The organism is Dulcicalothrix desertica PCC 7102 (assembly GCF_003991905.1).
GTDB lineage: Bacteria > Cyanobacteriota > Cyanobacteriia > Cyanobacteriales > Nostocaceae > Dulcicalothrix > Dulcicalothrix desertica.
This window is the reverse complement of record NZ_RSCL01000013.1, coordinates 198503-217212: the sequence shown is the minus strand read 5'-3', so window position 1 is coordinate 217212 and position 18710 is coordinate 198503. Positions and strand designations below refer to the sequence as shown.

The 18710-nt window shown below is 39.8% G+C and carries 20 protein-coding genes and 1 pseudogene; 12 read left to right on the top strand and 9 right to left on the bottom strand.

The window, feature by feature from the left end; all coding sequences use genetic code 11:
* Positions 1 to 7: 7 nt before the first annotated feature.
* Positions 8 to 397 carry a hypothetical protein gene (locus DSM106972_RS26520; protein WP_073617607.1) on the bottom strand — a complete coding sequence of 130 codons (390 nt, stop codon included), beginning with the start codon at positions 395 to 397 and terminating at the stop codon, positions 8 to 10.
* 240 nt (positions 398 to 637) lie between these two features.
* Between DSM106972_RS26520 and queA the strand changes: the two genes are divergently transcribed.
* On the top strand, positions 638 to 1792 hold the full coding sequence (gene queA / locus DSM106972_RS26515) for a tRNA preQ1(34) S-adenosylmethionine ribosyltransferase-isomerase QueA (protein WP_127083506.1): 1155 nt from the start codon (positions 638 to 640) through the stop codon (positions 1790 to 1792).
* Between the two features lie 157 nt (positions 1793 to 1949).
* The gene (locus tag DSM106972_RS26510; RefSeq protein ID WP_127083505.1) at positions 1950 to 3083 is read left to right on the top strand and encodes a tetratricopeptide repeat protein; all 1134 of its coding nucleotides are present in this window, start codon (positions 1950 to 1952) and stop codon (positions 3081 to 3083) included.
* Positions 3084 to 3220: 137 nt separating this feature from the next.
* Here the strand turns inward: DSM106972_RS26510 and DSM106972_RS26505 are convergent, their stop codons facing one another.
* On the bottom strand, positions 3221 to 3802 hold the full coding sequence (locus tag DSM106972_RS26505; RefSeq protein ID WP_127083504.1) for a TetR/AcrR family transcriptional regulator: 582 nt from the start codon (positions 3800 to 3802) through the stop codon (positions 3221 to 3223).
* A 55-nt stretch (positions 3803 to 3857) separates the two neighbouring features.
* Between DSM106972_RS26505 and DSM106972_RS26500 the strand changes: the two genes are divergently transcribed.
* Both DSM106972_RS26500 and DSM106972_RS26495 read left to right on the top strand, forming a co-directional pair.
* On the top strand, positions 3858 to 5192 hold the full coding sequence (locus DSM106972_RS26500) for a cytochrome P450 (protein WP_127083503.1): 1335 nt from the start codon (positions 3858 to 3860) through the stop codon (positions 5190 to 5192).
* Positions 5193 to 5431: 239 nt separating this feature from the next.
* Positions 5432 to 5599, top strand: a pseudogene (locus tag DSM106972_RS26495) (DUF1902 domain-containing protein); the annotation flags it as partial.
* A gap of 90 nt (positions 5600 to 5689) precedes the next feature.
* Here DSM106972_RS26495 and DSM106972_RS26490 read toward each other — a convergent pair.
* Both DSM106972_RS26490 and DSM106972_RS26485 read right to left on the bottom strand, forming a co-directional pair.
* Complete coding sequence (locus DSM106972_RS26490) at positions 5690 to 6385, bottom strand: potassium channel family protein (protein WP_127083501.1); 696 nt, start codon at positions 6383 to 6385, stop codon at positions 5690 to 5692.
* Between the two features lie 151 nt (positions 6386 to 6536).
* Positions 6537 to 7871, bottom strand: coding sequence for a TrkH family potassium uptake protein (locus tag DSM106972_RS26485; RefSeq protein WP_127083500.1), 1335 nt, complete (start codon positions 7869 to 7871; stop codon positions 6537 to 6539).
* Between the two features lie 153 nt (positions 7872 to 8024).
* Between DSM106972_RS26485 and DSM106972_RS26480 the strand changes: the two genes are divergently transcribed.
* Positions 8025 to 8864, top strand: a complete 840-nt coding sequence (locus DSM106972_RS26480) for a methyltransferase domain-containing protein (protein ID WP_127083499.1) — start codon at positions 8025 to 8027, stop codon at positions 8862 to 8864.
* A gap of 132 nt (positions 8865 to 8996) precedes the next feature.
* The gene (locus tag DSM106972_RS26475) at positions 8997 to 9917 is read left to right on the top strand and encodes a homogentisate phytyltransferase (RefSeq protein ID WP_127083498.1); all 921 of its coding nucleotides are present in this window, start codon (positions 8997 to 8999) and stop codon (positions 9915 to 9917) included.
* Positions 9918 to 9996: 79 nt separating this feature from the next.
* Here the strand turns inward: DSM106972_RS26475 and DSM106972_RS26470 are convergent, their stop codons facing one another.
* Positions 9997 to 10182 (bottom strand): hypothetical protein, encoded by a 186-nt coding sequence (locus DSM106972_RS26470; RefSeq protein WP_127083497.1) that lies wholly within the window; start codon positions 10180 to 10182, stop codon positions 9997 to 9999.
* A 183-nt stretch (positions 10183 to 10365) separates the two neighbouring features.
* Between DSM106972_RS26470 and DSM106972_RS26465 the strand changes: the two genes are divergently transcribed.
* From DSM106972_RS26465 to DSM106972_RS26445, 5 genes are all read left to right on the top strand, one after another.
* Positions 10366 to 10830 carry a tetratricopeptide repeat protein gene (locus DSM106972_RS26465; RefSeq protein ID WP_127083496.1) on the top strand — a complete coding sequence of 155 codons (465 nt, stop codon included), beginning with the start codon at positions 10366 to 10368 and terminating at the stop codon, positions 10828 to 10830.
* A gap of 75 nt (positions 10831 to 10905) precedes the next feature.
* Positions 10906 to 12987, top strand: a complete 2082-nt coding sequence (locus tag DSM106972_RS26460; RefSeq protein ID WP_127083495.1) for an ATP-binding protein — start codon at positions 10906 to 10908, stop codon at positions 12985 to 12987.
* A 152-nt stretch (positions 12988 to 13139) separates the two neighbouring features.
* Positions 13140 to 13475, top strand: coding sequence for a hypothetical protein (locus DSM106972_RS26455; protein ID WP_127083494.1), 336 nt, complete (start codon positions 13140 to 13142; stop codon positions 13473 to 13475).
* A 292-nt stretch (positions 13476 to 13767) separates the two neighbouring features.
* Positions 13768 to 14265 carry a GTPase gene (locus DSM106972_RS26450; protein WP_127083493.1) on the top strand — a complete coding sequence of 166 codons (498 nt, stop codon included), beginning with the start codon at positions 13768 to 13770 and terminating at the stop codon, positions 14263 to 14265.
* Positions 14266 to 14309: 44 nt separating this feature from the next.
* The gene (locus tag DSM106972_RS26445) at positions 14310 to 14996 is read left to right on the top strand and encodes an N-acetylmuramoyl-L-alanine amidase family protein (RefSeq protein WP_127083492.1); all 687 of its coding nucleotides are present in this window, start codon (positions 14310 to 14312) and stop codon (positions 14994 to 14996) included.
* Positions 14997 to 15028: 32 nt separating this feature from the next.
* Here DSM106972_RS26445 and DSM106972_RS26440 read toward each other — a convergent pair whose 3' ends face one another.
* The 4 genes from DSM106972_RS26440 to DSM106972_RS53880 form a co-directional block, all read right to left on the bottom strand.
* Entirely contained in the window at positions 15029 to 15394 is a 366-nt protein-coding gene (locus DSM106972_RS26440) for a transcriptional regulator (RefSeq protein WP_233787269.1), read from the bottom strand.
* 192 nt (positions 15395 to 15586) lie between these two features.
* Positions 15587 to 15931, bottom strand: a complete 345-nt coding sequence (locus DSM106972_RS26435; RefSeq protein ID WP_127083491.1) for a transcriptional regulator — start codon at positions 15929 to 15931, stop codon at positions 15587 to 15589.
* Complete coding sequence (locus DSM106972_RS26430; RefSeq protein WP_127083490.1) at positions 15903 to 16247, bottom strand: type II toxin-antitoxin system RelE/ParE family toxin; 345 nt, start codon at positions 16245 to 16247, stop codon at positions 15903 to 15905. The genes DSM106972_RS26435 and DSM106972_RS26430 overlap by 29 nt, the downstream gene beginning before the upstream one ends.
* A gap of 52 nt (positions 16248 to 16299) precedes the next feature.
* Positions 16300 to 16482: a hypothetical protein gene (locus tag DSM106972_RS53880; RefSeq protein ID WP_127083489.1), complete on the bottom strand. Its 183-nt coding sequence runs from the start codon at positions 16480 to 16482 to the stop codon at positions 16300 to 16302.
* A 130-nt stretch (positions 16483 to 16612) separates the two neighbouring features.
* On the opposite strand from DSM106972_RS53880, the gene acs reads away from it, so the two are divergent.
* Positions 16613 to 18583: an acetate--CoA ligase gene (gene acs / locus DSM106972_RS26420; RefSeq protein ID WP_127083488.1), complete on the top strand. Its 1971-nt coding sequence runs from the start codon at positions 16613 to 16615 to the stop codon at positions 18581 to 18583.
* The last annotated feature ends 127 nt before the right edge of the window (positions 18584 to 18710 follow it).

Genomic DNA, 18710 nt, shown 5'->3' with positions numbered 1-18710 from the left:
TAACTTTTTAAGCGAGTGTTTCTGGGCAATAACCCAAACCTCGCACAAACTGTTGACGGAACGCTTCAATTTCTTCTCTTTCAGGATTTCCATGTGAGACTATCGCGACTTGATAGCGACGCATCACGTCAACAGGATACTGTCCTGCTTCTAAACTCCATAGTGCCATTTGTACTCGCATTGGTGGTTCATAAGCAATTCCTAACTCGTTTAAGAACGCACGAAAATCACCATCTATGTCCGATGATACTTGACCTGTAAATTTAACTCGTACCACCCAGCCATCAATTTGATGAATCACAGTTACGAAAGAAACAGGCAACTGTGGTCGGGAGTGTAAGAATTGAATTACTCTTAAGGTTAGACTGGCATTTGCCAGGTAATACAAATATTCCATTTCGCTGCTTGGGATGAAAGCCAATCCTACATATCTATTATTGAAACAATAACCCCATCATCCGGTAGGGTAAAAGCCCCCGTCTTTTATTGGGTAGGTTTACCCAATTTTCATATTTTCGTTTACGTGTCACCTAATAGTATTCATCATAAACTCAAAAGATAAGATTGGCCCCTAATCGCGTAAAGTTCATTTATGAAGAAAAGCTAAAATTACTTTATATCCATTATCAGAATCTAGATGCAGCAGGATTTAGAGCAACTCAATTTCAATCCCACTTCCACAGACGGAGAGAAATATTGTGATTTAGACCGTTCCACAGCTGGTTACGACTACGATTTACCCGAAGAATTGATAGCTCAAAACCCAGCAGTTCCCCGTGACAGTTCAAAATTGCTAGTAGTAAATTCGACTAGTAAAAATAATATTAGTTCTCCTTTACACCATATATTCCGTGATTTGCCGGATATTTTGCGACCAGGTGATTTGTTGATAATGAACGACACCAAAGTTTTGAGCGCGCGTTTACACGGTCGTAAATCCACTGGCGCCAAGTTGGAAGTTTTACTATTAGAAGAGCGTGAACAAAATTGCTGGTTAGCATTAGTGAAACCAGGAAAGCGATTTAAGATTGGTTCGCAGATTTTTTTTGAGGCGCCTGGTTTTGATGGTAAGTTAACAGCGACAGTAATAGACTCAGATAAAGCAACGGGTGGACGGGTATTAAAATTTGACGTGCCAAGTGCCCAATCTTTGGTGCAACTATTAGATACATTCGGCGAAGTACCTTTACCTCCGTACATAACACAAAGCCAAGCATCCGACGAACAATATCAAACAGTATATGCTAATACACCAGGTGCAGTAGCGGCGCCGACAGCAGGGCTGCATTTTACACCTGAACTACTCGATACATTAGAGAAAAAAGGCATTAACCGAGCATTCATTACATTACATGTGGGTGTAGGAACATTTCGTCCCGTCGAAGTTGAAGATGTAACTACACACACAATGCACTCCGAATGGATAGAAGTGCCACCCGCCACTGTTGAAAAAATCAAAGCAACGCAACAGAAAGGTGGAAGAATTATAGCAGTAGGAACAACCGTAGTTAGAGCATTAGAAGGCGCCGCAGCAGAAACCGGGGAAATAAGAGAATTTTGCGGCAAAACAAATTTATTTATCTACCCTGGTTTTAAATGGCGAGTAATTGAGGGGTTAATAACCAACTTCCACTTACCCCGCTCCAGTTTGTTGATGCTAGTCAGCGCACTTATCGGTCGAAAAAACCTACTCAACATATACAAAGAAGCAATAAACGAGAAATACCGCTTCTACTCTTTTGGTGACGCAATGCTAATTCTCCCCGAAAAAGAAAAAAGCTGCTCATCGTAATAAGCACTTTAGTGCTTGCATTAAGCACTGAAGTGCTTACAACGAGCTTACAACAAGCTTACAACAAGCATAAAAATTCATCACAGTGTATATTTCATCGGAAATACTGGGAAACCTAGACTTATAGCCTTTAAATATAAGTACAGGTCTACCTGATATGTCTCATAATTATCATTCTCATAAGTATTTACGCCTTTATTCCCGGTTCAAACTTTTTACGGCGCTTTTTACAGCTTCTATTTTATTAACGCTCTTGGCGCCGAGTTTTTTAAACACTCATAGTAAATTATTGGCACAAAACGTTGTTACTCAAGACTTAGAAGCAGCAGGTTTATATCAACAAGGTGTAATCCGTTACAGCCGTGGAGATTATCAGGGTGGAGAAATGTTACTGAGGCAAGCATTACAGCGCGACCCCAACTTAGCAGCCGCGCGGACTTACCTTGGCAACATCATGTTGAAGCAAAACCGTATTGAATCAGCAGTACAAGAATATTCAGAAGCAGTACGAATAGACCCGAACTTTGCAGAAGGTTACTTTAACTTAGGTTTAGGACTGCACAAGCAAGGACAACGCGAAACAGCAATTACTGCCTATCGTCAAGCACTAGTAGTTAACCCAACAATGGCAGCAGCACACTATAACATGGGGTTAGCATTGTACGAACTAGGACAAGTCAACGAATCAATCACAGCTTACCAACAGGGAATAAATATCGACAGCAGCAATGCTAACGCATACTACAACTTGGCCATCGCTTTAGAACAAACAGGACAAGTTCAAGAAGCAATGAATTCATATCGCCAAGCATTAAACATCAATCCAGATAACGCTGCTGCTTATAATCGTTTAGGTAGTTTAATGGCAAAAAGCGGCCTAACAACCGAAGCTGTAGCAACCTACACTGAATCAATTCGTCGAACAGCCGTAAATCCAGATGCTTATTATAGTATCGGCATAGCTTGGATGAACCAAGGTGAATATAAAAAAGCAAACAGAGCATTCAAACGCGCGCAGCAACAGTACCGTCAACAAGGTAATATTCAACTAGCCGAAAAAATAGAAGAGTACATCATCCAAACAGCACAAGGTGACAGACCTATCACACCTGCTGCATCAGAACCCCAAGTTCAACCCGAAGCAACAACTCAAACAGAAACCCCTACCGAAAACACCGAAACCCAAACTCAAACTGAAACTCAACCCAATAATGAGAGCGAATCAACCCAAACAAAAGTAATAGAATTCGGTCAACCAGTGCCAGCCGAATCAGAACAAAATAAAAGTTAACACCTCTTTTTTCTTGTGGCACAGGCATCCTGCCTGTGCATTCAAGTCACTTTCTTTACCACAGAGACACAGAGTACCACGAGAGTTGAGAGTAAGAAAATTAACCGCAAAGGGCGCAAAGGTAGCAAAGAGAAAAATCAGGGAGAGAGCAAATACCCTAAAGCACGACGAACATATAATTGCCAAGATTCTGTAGTAGGTGGAAAAATTAACCCATAAAGCATAATGCCGCTCATCATATCAAACACAATACCTGGGTCTAAATCCACACAAACTTCTTTTCTCGCTTTTGCCCTTTCTATAACCACAGCAAAAGCATCTCGTCGAGGTTGTAAATACTTTTCCCAATAAATACGCGCGAATTGAGAATTACTCGATGCACTACTAATAATCATCGCCACAGTCTTTCTTCCTAGAGGAGTAAAAGTTATTTGCGCGGCGCCTTCAATTAATGCATCAATGTCACTCCATATACTTCCTGTGTCAGGGATTTCCACATCCTGCCTAACACTTTCAATCGCATCAGCGACCAACTCCTCTTTCGATGTATAACGTCGATAAATAGTCGTCTTACCCACACCTGCACGCGCAGCAATACCATCAATACTCATACCATCAAACCCAACTTCCGCAAGCAATTCTAAAGTTGCTTGCAGCATTGCTTGATGAGATTGGAGACTCCTAGGTCTTCCTGGCGATTTTTTACTAATGTTACTCATAGATGTTAATATAAATACGATATAGTATCGTATTGAAATTGATTATTTACAAAATATGCCTCAATCTAGCTTACCTTTACCTCCTGGTAGCTTTGGCTTACCTGTAATTGGCGAGTCAGTGAGTTATCTACACAGTCCAGCTATCTTTATGGAAAAGCGGCAAAAACAATACGGTAATATTTTTAAAACTCATCTTTTTGGTTTTCCCACAATTGTGCTTATAGGAGCAGGCGCCGCACGCTTTTTATTTGCCAACGAAGGTCAAAAATTTGAAATGACGAATACTCCTAGTTTTGAGAGACTGCTAGGAATAAATTCAATTGGGGTGGTGACAGGCGCCGCTCACCAGACCTTGCGAAAATATTTATACCAAGCTTTTGCACCAAGAGCATTGGCAGATTACGCAACAACAATGCAAAACATTACCCATCGCTACTTAAAACGTTGGGAAAAAATGGAGACATTGACATGGTATCCAGAATTAAAAAAATATACCTTAGATATTGCTTGTCAGTTATTTATCGGTGTAGCAACTGAGTCCGAAGAAGCATTAGAAAAAATCTACGAAACTTGGAGTGATGGATTATTATCGATTCCTGTGCGGTTTCCTGGTAACAAATTTGACAAATCTATTCACGCACGCGAAGAATTACTTGCTCATTTTGATAAGCTAATAGACCAGCGCTTACAACATCCTGCTGAGAATCAAGATGTATTAACGATTTTATTACAAGCGCAAGATGAAGAAGGTAAACACTTGAGTCGAGAAGAAGTAAAAGATAATTTGTTAGGTATGTTGGTTGCTGGACATGAAACCTTGACATCTGCGCTTACTTCGCTATGTTTACTACTCGCTCAACATCCAGATGTACTCGTAAAAGCGCACGTAGAACAGGAACAGTTTAAATTCTCAGAACCTATCACTCAAGAAGACTTAAAACAAATGACTTATCTTGAACAGGTTATGAAAGAAGTTTTAAGGATGGCGCCTCCTGTAGTTCGCAGTGGACTAAGAAAAGTTTTAGAACCATGCGAATTTGCTGGTTATAAAATTCCGCAAGGTTGGGGAGTATTTTATCAAATTCAAGAAACCCACCAAGACCAAACTATATATAGTCATCCTGAAAAATTTGACCCCAACCGTTTTAATACAGAAAAAGTAGAAGATAAACAAAAGCCTTTTGCCCATATTCCCTTTGGCGGTGGAATTAGAGAATGTTTAGGAAAAGAATTTGCCAAACTGGAAATAAAGCTATTTGCAGCATTATTAATTCGTGAATATGAGTGGGAACTGGCGCCAAGACAAAACTTAGAGCGAATTGTATTGCCTTTTTCTCGTCCGCACGATGGATTAAAGGTTAAATTTAGAAAACGTGGTAAGCTAGTATAAGTATGCTACCATTACAATTGACTTTAGTCATATGACCATTGCTCAATCAGCGAAACCTTTCAATAGCGATGTTACGGTGACATTGAAGCGGCTTGTCGGTCTATTAGAAACTTCGGCGCCTTCAAGCTAACTTTGTTAACTTTCTTCTCTATGGACTCTGCGTCTCTGTGGTAAAAAGATAATATGATTAAAACGTTGGAGATAAGATTATTGATAAATTATGACGGGATTTAGAAGCAGAAGTTTGGGTTGCAACGAGTGAAGATGTGCCAGCGTTGGTGACAGAAGCTGAGACAGTTGAGTTTTTGAATTCTAAGCTACGAATAATGATTCCGGAACTAATTTTTGCTAATAATGTAGTACCTTTAGATTATGCGGGTTTTATAAGTTTTCAATTAATTTTTTAGATAATATGTTGGGTTACGCGCTTCGTCCACCCAACCTACATATACTACATATGGAACAGGCAAGGATGCCTGTTCCACAAGAAAAGAAAATTAAATGGGTAGACGGTTAATGTCTTTGTTGCAACCAATTACAACCATTGCGGAACCTTTTTGCAGTCGTTTGTCGGGTTCTGGGTTAATTAAGAATTTACCGCCGTTACTAACTGCCAAAAGATTTAAACCGTAGCGGTTACGTAATTGTAATTCGGAGACGGTTTTGCCGTGAAATTCATCGGGGACTATGACTTCGACGATGCTGTTGTCGGGGTCTAGGTCAAATCTTTCGAGAATAGATGGTTTGGTTAAGGTTCTTGCTAATGCACAACCTGCTTCAAATTCAGGAAATACAACGTGGTCGGCGCCTACACGTGTAAGTAATTTACAATGAACTTCGCTTGAAGCTTTGGCGACGACATGAGGAACGCCACCTTCTTTAACATTTAAAGTTGTAACGATACTTTCTTGAATATAGTTACCTATTGCAACAATTACAGTATCAAATTCAAATATTCCTGCTTCTTTTAGTGCCGCTGGTTCGGTAGAATCAAGTTGTATTGCGTGTCCAACTATTTGTTCTGTCAAAGCATCCGATACGCGCTTCTCGCTAATATCGGTTGCTAACACTTGATAACCGAATTTATGCAATGTTGCACAGACAGAACGTCCAAAACGACCTAAACCAATAACGGCAAATTGATGGTTATCTTTACGCAAGCTGCGAAAAAAACCTAATGATGATAAATTCACGATTTTTACCTTGATGTATCCTGGCTATTTCTTGATTAGCTATTATTTAGCGGACGTCACTAGCTGCATAAATTTTAAAAAATAATTCTTTTATCCAGAAATTATTGTAACACTGCAAAGTCAAATTTAAGAGATTTACTTGTCACTTAAATTAGCCAACAAGCAAGTTCTCTTCTGGATAGCGAACATGACTTTGACGAGGGTCGCCTAATATCGCCGACATTAAGAGTAAAACACCAACGCGACCGATGTACATGGTGAGAATTAATATTAGTTTAGCGCCAATCGTAATACTACCAGTAATACCTGTAGACAGTCCAACGGTAGCGAATGCGGAAACTACTTCAAACAAAATTTGAATGAAAGAAACTTCAGGATCTGTAAAAGAGATTAAGATTGTTGCAAAAATTACTGTAGCAATTGAGCCAATTAAAACACCTACTGCTTTGAGAATTAAAGGCAATGCGATTCTACGTTCATACAACAATACTTCTTCTTTGCCTTGTAAAATGGCTTTTGTACAGCTTGTCAGTACACGCAAAGTTGTGATTTTCATACCCCCACCAGTACCACCCGGACTGGCGCCTATAAACATAAAAGCAATCGTAATAAACAAACCCGCATTAGTCATTTTACCAATATCTATGGTGTTAAAACCAGCGGTTCTGGGTGTGACAGATTGAAACCATGCAAGTAAAAATTTATCCCAAATATTAAACTTTGCAAAAGTCTCTGGATTTCTTAATTCCACTATAAAAAAGGCGACTGTACCAATAATCAGTAACATTATTGTGGTAGTAGTCGCTACTTTAAAATCAAGTGACAATACTAATTTTGTTTGCCTTTTTTTGATTCTGTCGCGTATCCACATGTATGTTTCTAAAATGACCTGGTAGCCAATTCCACCAAAGATAATTAAACCAGTAACTGTAAACACCACTAATGGTGATGTTTGATACTGTATCAAACTATCTTTAAACAAACTAAATCCAGCATTGTTCCATGCATTCACGCTATGAAATACTGCTAACCAAAGTCCTTGGTTCCATCCAAACTTAGGTACAAAAGCACCCATTAGTAAAAATATGCCGGTGATTTCAAAAATTAGCGTTGTAGCAATAATCGAACGAATGATTTGGTTACTACCGCTCATCCCCGGTCGGTCTAACGACTGTTGAATGGCTATTTTCTGACGCAGGTTAAATTTTTGACCAATCAGCAAAATTAAGAATGTTGTGGTGGTCATATAGCCCAAACCACCAATTTGTGCGAGTAAAGCAATAAAGAACTGACCCCAAAATGAGAAGTGTGTACCTGGGTCTACCACTGATAAACCCGTAACACACACAGCAGAAGTGGCAGTGAACAAAGCTACTATTGGGCTATCCCATGTACCGCTACTGGTAGCAAAAGGCATCATCAACAAGATGGTGCCTATCCCGATAACAGCTAAAAAGCCTAGACAAATTGTACGAGAAACAGTCATATACAGGTAAAAAATTAAACAATCCCAAGCCTTCTTGGTAGGGTGTACCGACTTGGGAACGAAAAATACCCTAATTCAAATCAAATCACACATGGTAGCCTACTTTAATATGTGTGACTAATCTTTCTGTTTTGTCTTAGCACTGCTTAACTTATGAGCGCAACACTTTATCAACAAATTCAGCAATTTTACGATGCTTCCTCTGGTTTATGGGAGGAAATCTGGGGCGAACACATGCACCACGGCTATTACGGCGCCGATGGTACAGAAAAAAAAGAACGCCGTCAAGCACAAATTGATTTAATTGAGGAGGTGTTGCGATGGGCAAAAATTGAACAAGCTTCTCATATTCTTGATGTTGGTTGTGGCATAGGTGGTAGTTCATTGTATCTAGCTGGTAAATATAATGCTAGCGCAACAGGAATTACTCTGAGTCCAGTGCAAGCAACAAGGGCAAAACAACGCGCGGCAGAGTTTGGCTTGAGTGACCGAGCTAATTTTCAGGTTGCAGATGCGTTAAATATGCCGTTTGCCGATAATTCCTTCGATTTGATTTGGTCATTGGAAAGTGGCGAACACATGCCTGATAAAGTCAAGTTTCTACAAGAATGCTACCGAGTATTAAAACCCGGTGGAACCATGATTGTAGTTACATGGTGTCACCGTCCGCTAGATACACCCCTGACTTCAGAAGAACAAAAACACTTAGAAGAAATTTATCGCGTTTACTGCCTACCCTACGTAATTTCTTTACCTCAGTATGAAGAAATTGCCCGTCAATTACCTTTAAATGACCTTCGTACTGCTGATTGGTCTACTGCTGTGGCGCCGTTTTGGAATGTAGTCATAGACTCTGCTTTTAATTTGCAAGCGTTATGGGGTTTGCTGCGTTCGGGTTGGACGACTATTCAAGGCGCCTTATCGTTGGGTTTAATGCAGCGTGGTTACGAAACTGGTTTAATTCGATTTGGTTTATTGTGTGGGAAAAAATAATTCGCCGCCTGGTTTTGGGGCGGAACGGGGTTTAGGGGCGGGTTTAGTATATTTTTATTAACAATGAAAATCTCGTTTAACCCGCCCCTACGGTAATTCATTATTCCTTATTCATAACTCCTAACTTTGATTATGGCTCGTGTTTTTGGTGTTAAATCTCAGGGTAATTGGTTTTATTCGCTGTGGAAGTTCTCTCGTCCACACACTATTATTGGTACGACTTTAAGTGTTGTTGGGTTGTATCTAGTTGCTGTTGGAATTACTAATTCTAGTTTTTCTGTTATAACTCCGCTCGGCGCCTGGGTTAGTTGTATTTGTGGGAATATCTATATTGTTGGGTTAAATCAGCTTGAAGATGTTGCTATCGACAAAATAAATAAACCGCATTTACCTTTGGCAGCAGGTGAGTTTTCTCAACGCACTGCACAAGTTATTGTCGGAATATGTGCTTTTTTGGCTGCTTCTGTTGCTTTTTTTCAAGGGCCGTATTTATTTTGGATGGTCGTAATTAGCTTGGCTATTGGTACTGCGTATTCATTACCACCAATTCGTTTAAAGCGCTACCCTTTTTGGGCTGCTTTATGTATTTTCTCTGTACGCGGCGCCATTGTTAATTTAGGGCTTTATTTACACTATAGCTGGGTATTACAAAATAACTCAAGCATTCCAGCGGCAGTCTGGGCATTAACTTTATTTGTACTCGTTTTTACATTCGCTATTGCTATCTTTAAAGATATTCCTGATATGGAAGGCGATTTACAGTACAATATTACTACATTTACAATTCAGCTTGGTAAAGAAGCTGTTTTTAAACTCGCACGCTGGGTTATTACAGTTTGCTACGTGGCAATGATATTAGCTGGTTTATTTAGACTTGCTAATGTTAATGCGATTTTGCTTGTAATTTCGCATATTATCCTATTAGTCTGGATGTGGCGCCGTAGCAAACGAGTTGATTTACAAGATAAAACATCTATTGCGAGCTTTTACCAATTTATCTGGAAACTCTTCTTCATAGAATACCTAATCTTCCCTATTTCAACCTTACTATAAACCCAGAAACCTGGTTTCTCTAACACTGAACACAACAATCTTCAATGAAAACGAAAAGAAACCAGGTTTCTCGAACACTTTACAAATCATAAAACCATACAAACGCTCTAAACAAATAACCACATGCCACAACCTGCTGAGTAACCCAAACAACAGGAAAATTACTATACTCGTCATACTCTTTAATCTCAGGTTGAAAGCGCTGCCACTCGATTCCAACCCCAATTAAGTAAGCACATAAAGCTACCCATAACCAAATTGACATATTTGTCTATCTCCTTTAACAACACTTAATATATATAAATACTTTTATTTGAATAATCGTCAACTCGCGGAAGCACGAGATACACTTCTTTCTTTTGATAGTGTTTATTACAATCAACTTATGCAGTTAATGCAGTTGTTGATATACTAAACAGGCGCCCCACCCGTACCAATGGTATAAAATATGGAAATCCCTACAAGCGGAAGTAATTTAGCTGCAACGCTGATTGTTTTTTTTAGTGTATGCCTTCTGATTTATTTTGCGGTTAAAACTTTAATAACATCGAACCGCTTTCAGAAGGGTGTTACTCTATACCAGCAGAAAGATTATAAAAATGCTGAAGCTGCATTTCGTCAGGTAATTGATATAAACTCAACGAACGATGTAGTTCATTTGCTCTTGGGTGACTGCTTGATGCAGCAGGATAGAACCGAGGAAGCAATGGCAGAATTTAAAGATGTAATTGAACGCGCTCCTAAAAAGGTTGATGCTTACTTGCGTCTCTCGAATGTTTTGATGCAGCAGGGTAATAAGACCGAAGCTGTCGCAAACCTGGAAAAAGCACGCGATTTATTTAAAGCACAGCGTCAGCAACAAAAAGCTGAACAAGTTGACCAATTATTACAGAATATTCAAAGCGCTTCATAAATCCAAAATCTCTCAACTAGCGTATACAAGGTGGAGATTCACTTTGTATCAATTGTGTATCGCGAGGGTTATACTATGCCATCATCGCTTTTGGGTCGCTTGAACGCAGAACGAAATCGTCGGTTTGTAGGAAGAGTGCAAGAGCTAGCACTGTTCCAAAATACTATAGCCTCGACTGAACTACCTATTAATATCTTGTATATCTACGGGCCTGGTGGAGTTGGTAAGACAAGTTTGTGCGCGCAGTTTATGCAGTTGTGCGAACAAGTTAATTGTGATTATCTTTCTATTGAAGCGCGTAACTTAGAAGCGGCGCCGGAATCGTTCTTAGCAGCGTTACGCGGTATTATGGGTTTGCAAGAATCAGAATCGCCTTTAGATATTTTAAAAGTAAGTAATAAACGTAACATCCTATTTATAGATACTTACGAAAACATAGCAACGCTTGATGAATGGCTGCGCGAGGAATTCTTACCACACTTATCTCTCGATACTTTGATCGTCCTTGCTGGTCGCACTCCACCTTCCCTAGCTTGGCGCAGTGACGCTGGTTGGCAGGCATTAATTCGTACTTTACCTTTACGTAATTTGAGCTATGAAGAAAGTTTAAGTTATTTAGCTCGTCGAGATATTCCCAACACTCAGCACCAAATAATTCTCGACTTTACTCATGGTTATCCACTTGCACTGTCGTTGGTAGCAGACGTATTTACCCAGAAAGAGACAACCTTTCAACCTGATAGTCAACCAGATATTATAAAAACTTTACTTGAACGCTTTATTCAGGATGTACCATCAACTGCTCACCGAATGGCACTTGAAGCATGTGCAGTAGTACGCTTGACCACAGAAGCTTTATTGAAACAAATGCTTGATTTGTCTGAGGTTAGGGATATTTTTGAGTGGTTGCGCGAACTTTCGTTTGTAGAATCAGGGCAAAATGGTTTATTTCCCCATGATTTAGCGCGAGAAGTCTTAATCGCTGACTTACGCTGGCGCCATCCGGAATTTTACGCAGATTTACACCAGCGCGCGCGAAATTACTACACCATAAAATTAGGTCAAACCCAAGGAGACGAGAAACACCGAGTATTGTTTGACTATATGTTTTTACATCGCGATAACCCAGCAATTCGTCCCCGCTTCACTTGGCAAGAACACAGCAGCTTACAAACAGATATATATAGAGAAAGCGATAAAGCTGGAATTTTAGAAATAATCACACAATATGAAGGATTTGAATCTGCTTCAATTGCAGCACATTGGATATCACGACAACCTGAAAATATTGTAGTCTTCCGTGATTCCAATCTTACTCCAGCAGGGTTTGCGATTTTTGTAGAACTGCATAAAGCCACAGCACAAGATATAGAAGTTGATACAGGTGCCGTTGCAGCTTGGCAATATTTACAATCAGAAGCTCCATTGCGTTCTTCGTCTGAAGGCGCCACTATATTTAGGTTTTGGATGGCACGCGATACATATCAAGCAGTCTCACCAACCCAAAGCCTAATATTTATCAACTTTGTACAATACTTTCAAAAAACACCTGGACTAGCTTATACATTTTTACCATGCGCCGAACCTGAAATGTGGGCGCCGATGCTAACGTACTTCGATTTAAAAAGACTACCCAAAGCCGACTTTGAAATAAACAAACGAAAATACGGTATTTATGGACATGACTGGCGAATAGTTTCACCCTCTGCATGGCGTGAACTCTTAGCAAAACGAGAAATAGATGCCAAAAGTGAAATAGAAACGACTTCCAGCACAACTCCAAGATTACTAGTACTAAGCGAACCCGACTTTATCGAGGCAGTATATGATGCCTTAAAAAACTTCACCCGTACTAACGCATTACATAACAGCCCGCTATTATATTCACACTTAATCGAAAATAGAGCTAACACCAACGACATCAACGAACGAATTTCCACCTTACAAACGTTAATCAAACAAACCGCCGAATCATTACAAGCATCACCACGCGACGATAAACTTTACCGTGCCATATACCGAACATATATAAGTCCAGCCCCCACCCAAGAACAAGCCGCCGAACTACTAGACCTACCATTTAGCACATACAGGCGCCATCTCAAAGCCGGAATGGAAAGAGTAGCCCAAATCCTCTGGCAACAAGAAATAAATTAATCATCTTAATTATCTTGTGGAACAGGCATCCCTGCCTGTAACTTACAATATTTTTTTCACCACAGAGACTATTAGGACACAGAGAGACTCGGCTATAGTTGATAAATACTAGTAATTGTCAATTGTTGCTAGTAAGTATACAAAACCGAACTATGACAGATTTAATACAGCGGCAGAAGCTTTTTGCACAAGATGACGTTTCCACTCGTTTAAGCAAGATAGCCAATAATCTCGGCGCCATTAAACGAGAAGTTACAATTAACCCTGATACAGCAGTTTCTTTGATTAGAGAAAGTTTGTACTTTATAGAGTGGACGGCACCAACTTTAGTAGAAGTCAATGCAGAACAAGCAACAGAGCTAGTTGATTTAGGAAGAACCTTAGCACGTTGGCAATACCACTGGGAAAAAATCTCTAAAGAAGCAGGCGCCCTATCAGATGTTGCTACTGAAGCAGGTAACTTATCCAAGCATTATATTTTTAGTTAAAAAGTTTAAGGGGAGACACAATTTAAATTTTTGCTTCTCTCCAAATTATTTGTAGGTTGGGTGGAGGAACGGAACCCAACATCAACAACCGAAATATTCTAAGTGTAAACTCTGATGATGAGTATAAATTATTGTGCCAACATCATATTAATCTCATCTTAGCAGCTTTCAATATTAAACTTAAATGCTTATCTTCAGGATAGGCATATATTTTTATACATATATTCTTCAAAGGCGCCAATTAACTGTCGCCACCTATTTGCATAAATACTTATACTTTAGGATACTTATAATGTCAGACAACGCATTAGAAACTCTTCGCTCAATTTTTCATGACCAACCAGACCTCTTAAAAATCATTCAACTCGGTGATATAGAGTCAAGCAAATTAGTCGGCGCCTTTAGAGAAAACAATGACCTATTCGCGGCGCCTATAAATTTATATGTAACTGGGCGTACAGGCGCCGGGAAAACCTCTCTAGGAAATTGCCTGTTAGAAGAAGTAAAAATGGAATCTACAGGGCATATGGACTGTACCGACAGTGTAGGATATTTTAAGCTAGCTAGTAATCTCTGTTATTTTGACTTACCAGGTGCGGGTAGCAATGATAACTTTGAAAATATAAATCGTGCTGTTTTATTAATGCCCCAACTTGTTGAAGATGAAATTCTTGATATCTCTACTATTCAAGAATTCAAAAAAATTGATTACTCAAATTATTTAAAAGAAGAGACAGGAACTATAAAAATTGAAGAATGGCAGTCAGAAGCTAAACAAAAACAAATATAATGATCAAAATACAATGGAAACGGCTTATTTGAAACCGTGTTTAAGTGAAACCATTATTGCTGTTATTGTGCCCTATAAGCTTATTGCTGTTCGTCTCGCCAACTTTGGCTCAACAGCAGTATGAAGCAAATGTTGCTCAAGCATCTGTTATAAAAGCCAAAAGTCAAAAATCTTTATCTGGTGTCAAAATTGTCATTAACCCAGGACATGGAGGTGAAGAAACTGGTGCTGTAGATCCAACTGGATATTTTGCTTCATATGCAAACTTGAAAGTGTCGAAACTATTAGCTGCTGAGTTACGAAAGTATGGAGCAATAGTTGTTATGACGAGGGATAATGATAAATATTTATCTTTGAGCGCGCGGCAAGAAATTATAAATCAAGAGCAACCTACCATTGCTGTGACGATACATTACACTTTTGCCGAAGATTATGAGGATGCAGAACAAACGAAAGGAATAAGAGCTTTTTGGTATCATCCTCAATCAAAAAGTTTAGCTGTTTTCATCCACAATTACCTAACTCGCAAACTCGGACGCGCGGAAGGTGGGGTATTTTGGAACAACTTAGCACTTACACGTCCAGAAGTGGCGCCATCAGTAGTTCTAGAATTGGGTTTTTTCAGTAACCCTGAAGAATTTGAGTGGATAACGAACAACAAGGAACAAACAAAATTAGCTTCTACTCTAGCTCTTAGTATTGTAGAGTGGTTTAAAAACGCTAAAAAATAAACTGGGTAGATTCGTTTACTAACCTACATCCTTTAATGTTTAGCTACAATAGCAATTCTGTAACCAAGTGCATCTAAAAACTCAATTAAAGTCAAAATCTCCTCACCACCTGTTTGTGCAAGAATTTTATCAAGTTTCTTGTGGTGTTGCTGTGCTAATAAAGAATAGTCACCTAGCTGCTTGCGCGCTTCAACTACTTTTTCTAATGCTGAACGTAAAATATTTGGGTTGTAACCATCTTCATCTAGTTCCAGCATTACTCCTATATAGTCACCTGCATCTTCTAAATCTTTAAGAGAATAAATTAGAGATTCACGGTAACTATTGCTAGCTGGCGCCTTTAAATCTTCCATCGTCTTTTTGTGGTTTGCATTATTAATTCTGAGAGTAGGCGCCAATATTTAAAACTTTTCTTGCTCTACCCTCTGCGCCCTCTGTGTCTCTGTGGTGAATATTGTATTAGCAAAGTTAACAACATGCATTAGCAGAGGAACTAAGCCAAAAACTAATTAGTTTTTGTTGGGTTGTGCGGGCGCTTCACCCAACCCATAGTCTATGTTATCAGTTTTGATTTGGTAAAAATTTAATATTCAGTCGCGACTATCAGTTGTTTCCTCATCTTTAGCTGCAACAGCAATTCTGTAACCAAGTTCATCTAAAAACTCAATCAAAGCTAAAATCTCCTCACCACCGGTTTTAGCAAGAATTTTGTCGAGTTTTTCATAATGCTGTTGTGCAGCAAGTGAAAAAGTACCTAACTGTTTGCGTGCTTCTACAACCTCTTCAAGTGCAGAACTAAACATCATAGGGTCATAACCTTCTTCGTCTAGTTCCAGCATCACTCCGATGTAACCTGCTGCTCGTTCTGAGTTTTTAAGAGATCTAATTAGGTAGTCACGATAACTACTACTGGTCGCTGCTTTTACGTTTTCCATACTCGCTCCAATATTCTTTCGCTTGTTTTATATCGTCTTGTTGGCTGCTTTTATCCCCACCGCACAGAATAAGTATAATTACTGTACCAATTTGTCCAAAATAAATTCTATACCCTGGACCGTAGTTAATCTTAAATTCACAAACTCCTTCTCCCACCGAACGGTAAGTACCCAGACTGCCTGACTGAACTTGCTTGAGCCTTTTCTCGATTTTATCAATTGCACGAATATCTCGCAAAGAATCAAGCCATTCGGCGAAAGGCTCTCTACCGTCTTTTGTACGATAGTTCTGAATTTCTTTTGGTAACGCCTCCATAACCCTGATGCAATATACCCTAGGTAGTTAGTTTGAACAATTGTACTCGCAACTACTTTGGATTTTTAGTTTTTCTTGAGGAAAATTTAATATTAGTCGCTTGCATCAATAGTTTGCTCATTTTTGGCGCCTTTGCTTCTTTCATACTCTCTACAATACCTTTCTCTGTGTACTCTGTATCTCTGTGGTAATAATAAGTACTTGTATTAGGTGCAGCCTGGGAAGGCTGCTCCACAAGAGTTTTTGAGCAATTGTATTTGTACTTAGCTTGCTTTTTTGGGTTTCCTTAATGAAGATCAAAGCATTTAGCTGTTAATTTTGGCTAAAAATAAGTTCAGTGACAACACCCTTTTGTATTTATTGCTATGTCTGAATCAACGATAGAATCAATTCTTCAAGAAAAGCGCTTATTCCAGCCTAGTGCGGAGTTTTCACAAGCTGCACAGATTAAAAGTTTGGAGGAATATCAAAAGCTTTACGACGAAGCAAAGGCTGACCCTGAGAAGTTTTGGGCGTCTTTGGCCCAAAAGGAATTACACTGGTTTCAAAAATGGGATACTGTCCTTGATTGGCAACCTCCGTTTGCAAAGTGGTTTGTGAATGGAAAGATTAATATTTCTTACAATTGTCTTGACAGACATCTAACTACATGGCGCAAAAATAAAGCTGCGATTATTTGGGAAGGTGAACCTGGTGACTCGCGGACTCTCACCTATGCACAGCTACATCGCGAAGTTTGTCAGTTTGCTAATGTTCTCAAAAGTTTAGGCGCCAAAAAAGGTGACAGAATTGGTATTTACATGCCAATGATACCCGAAGCGGCGATTGCAATGCTCGCTTGCGCGCGTATCGGTGCCCCTCATAGTGTTGTTTTCGGTGGTTTTAGTGCCGAAGCTTTGCGTGATAGACTTAACGATGCACAAGCAAAGATAGTAATTACTGCTGATGGTGGTTGGCGTAAGGATGCAGTTGTTGCCCTGAAAGAACAAGTTGATAAAGCTTTAGATAACGGCGCCTGTCCGAGTGTAGAAAATGTACTGGTAGTTAAGCGTACTGCCCAAGCGGTGAAAATGGAACCAGGACGTGACCATTGGTGGCATGAGTTACAGCAAAATGCTTCTGCTGACTGTCCTGCTGAACCAATGGACAGCGAAGATATGCTGTTTGTTTTATACACTTCTGGCAGTACAGGAAAACCGAAGGGAGTTGTGCATACCACTGGTGGTTACAACCTATATACCCACATGACCACTAAATGGATATTCGATTTACAAGATACCGATGTATATTGGTGTACTGCTGACGTAGGTTGGATTACTGGGCATAGTTATATTGTGTATGGGCCTCTTTCTAATGGCGCCACAACAGTAATGTATGAAGGGGCACCACGTGCTTCTAACCCTGGTTGCTTCTGGGATGTAATTGAAAAATATGGTGTAACTATCTTTTATACGGCACCTACTGCAATTCGTGCGTTTATTAAAATGGGTGAGCAGCATCCTAACGCGCGCAATATGTCATCGTTAAGATTACTGGGCACAGTCGGCGAACCTATTAACCCCGAAGCTTGGATGTGGTACTACAAAATAATTGGTGGAGAACGCTGCCCAATTGTAGATACTTGGTGGCAAACTGAAACAGGGGGTATTATGATTACACCTTTACCAGGCGCCATTTCAACCAAACCTGGTTCTGCAACTCGTCCCTTCCCAGGTATTCAAGCTGATATTGTAGATTTAGAGGGTAACTCTGTACCAGACAACGAAGGTGGTTATCTTGCCGTCCGTTATCCTTGGCCTGGTATGATGCGTACAGTATACGGCGACCCCGACCGCTTCCGTCGCACTTACTGGGAACATATTCCTCCCCAAGATGGTAAATATACATATTTTGCAGGTGACGGCGCCAGACGTGACGAAGACGGTTACTTCTGGGTAATGGGTCGCGTTGATGATGTGTTAAACGTATCAGGACATCGCCTCGGTACAATGGAAGTCGAATCAGCACTAGTTTCCCATCCTGCGGTAGCTGAAGCCGCTGTTGTTGGTAAACCTGATGAATTAAAAGGCGAAGAAGTAGTAGCTTTTGTAACCTTAGAAGGAACTCATCAAGGCAGCGAAGCACTAATTAAAGAACTTAAACAACACGTAGTTCAAGAAATTGGCGCCATCGCGCGTCCAGGTGAAATTCGTTTTACCGACGCTTTACCAAAAACTCGTTCTGGTAAAATTATGCGGCGCCTTTTAAGAAATTTAGCCGCAGGTCAAGAAGTTTCTGGTGATACTTCAACACTCGAAGATAGAAGCGTTCTTGATAAATTGCGTGAAGGCACCTAGAATTTTCAATTTTGGATTGATATCTATAATCTTGTGGGGTGGGCATCCTTGCCCGCCCTTTACTATAGGACACTTGAATAATATTATTACTTCTGTTAGTAGTACAGAAGTAGGTATATAGATAGTG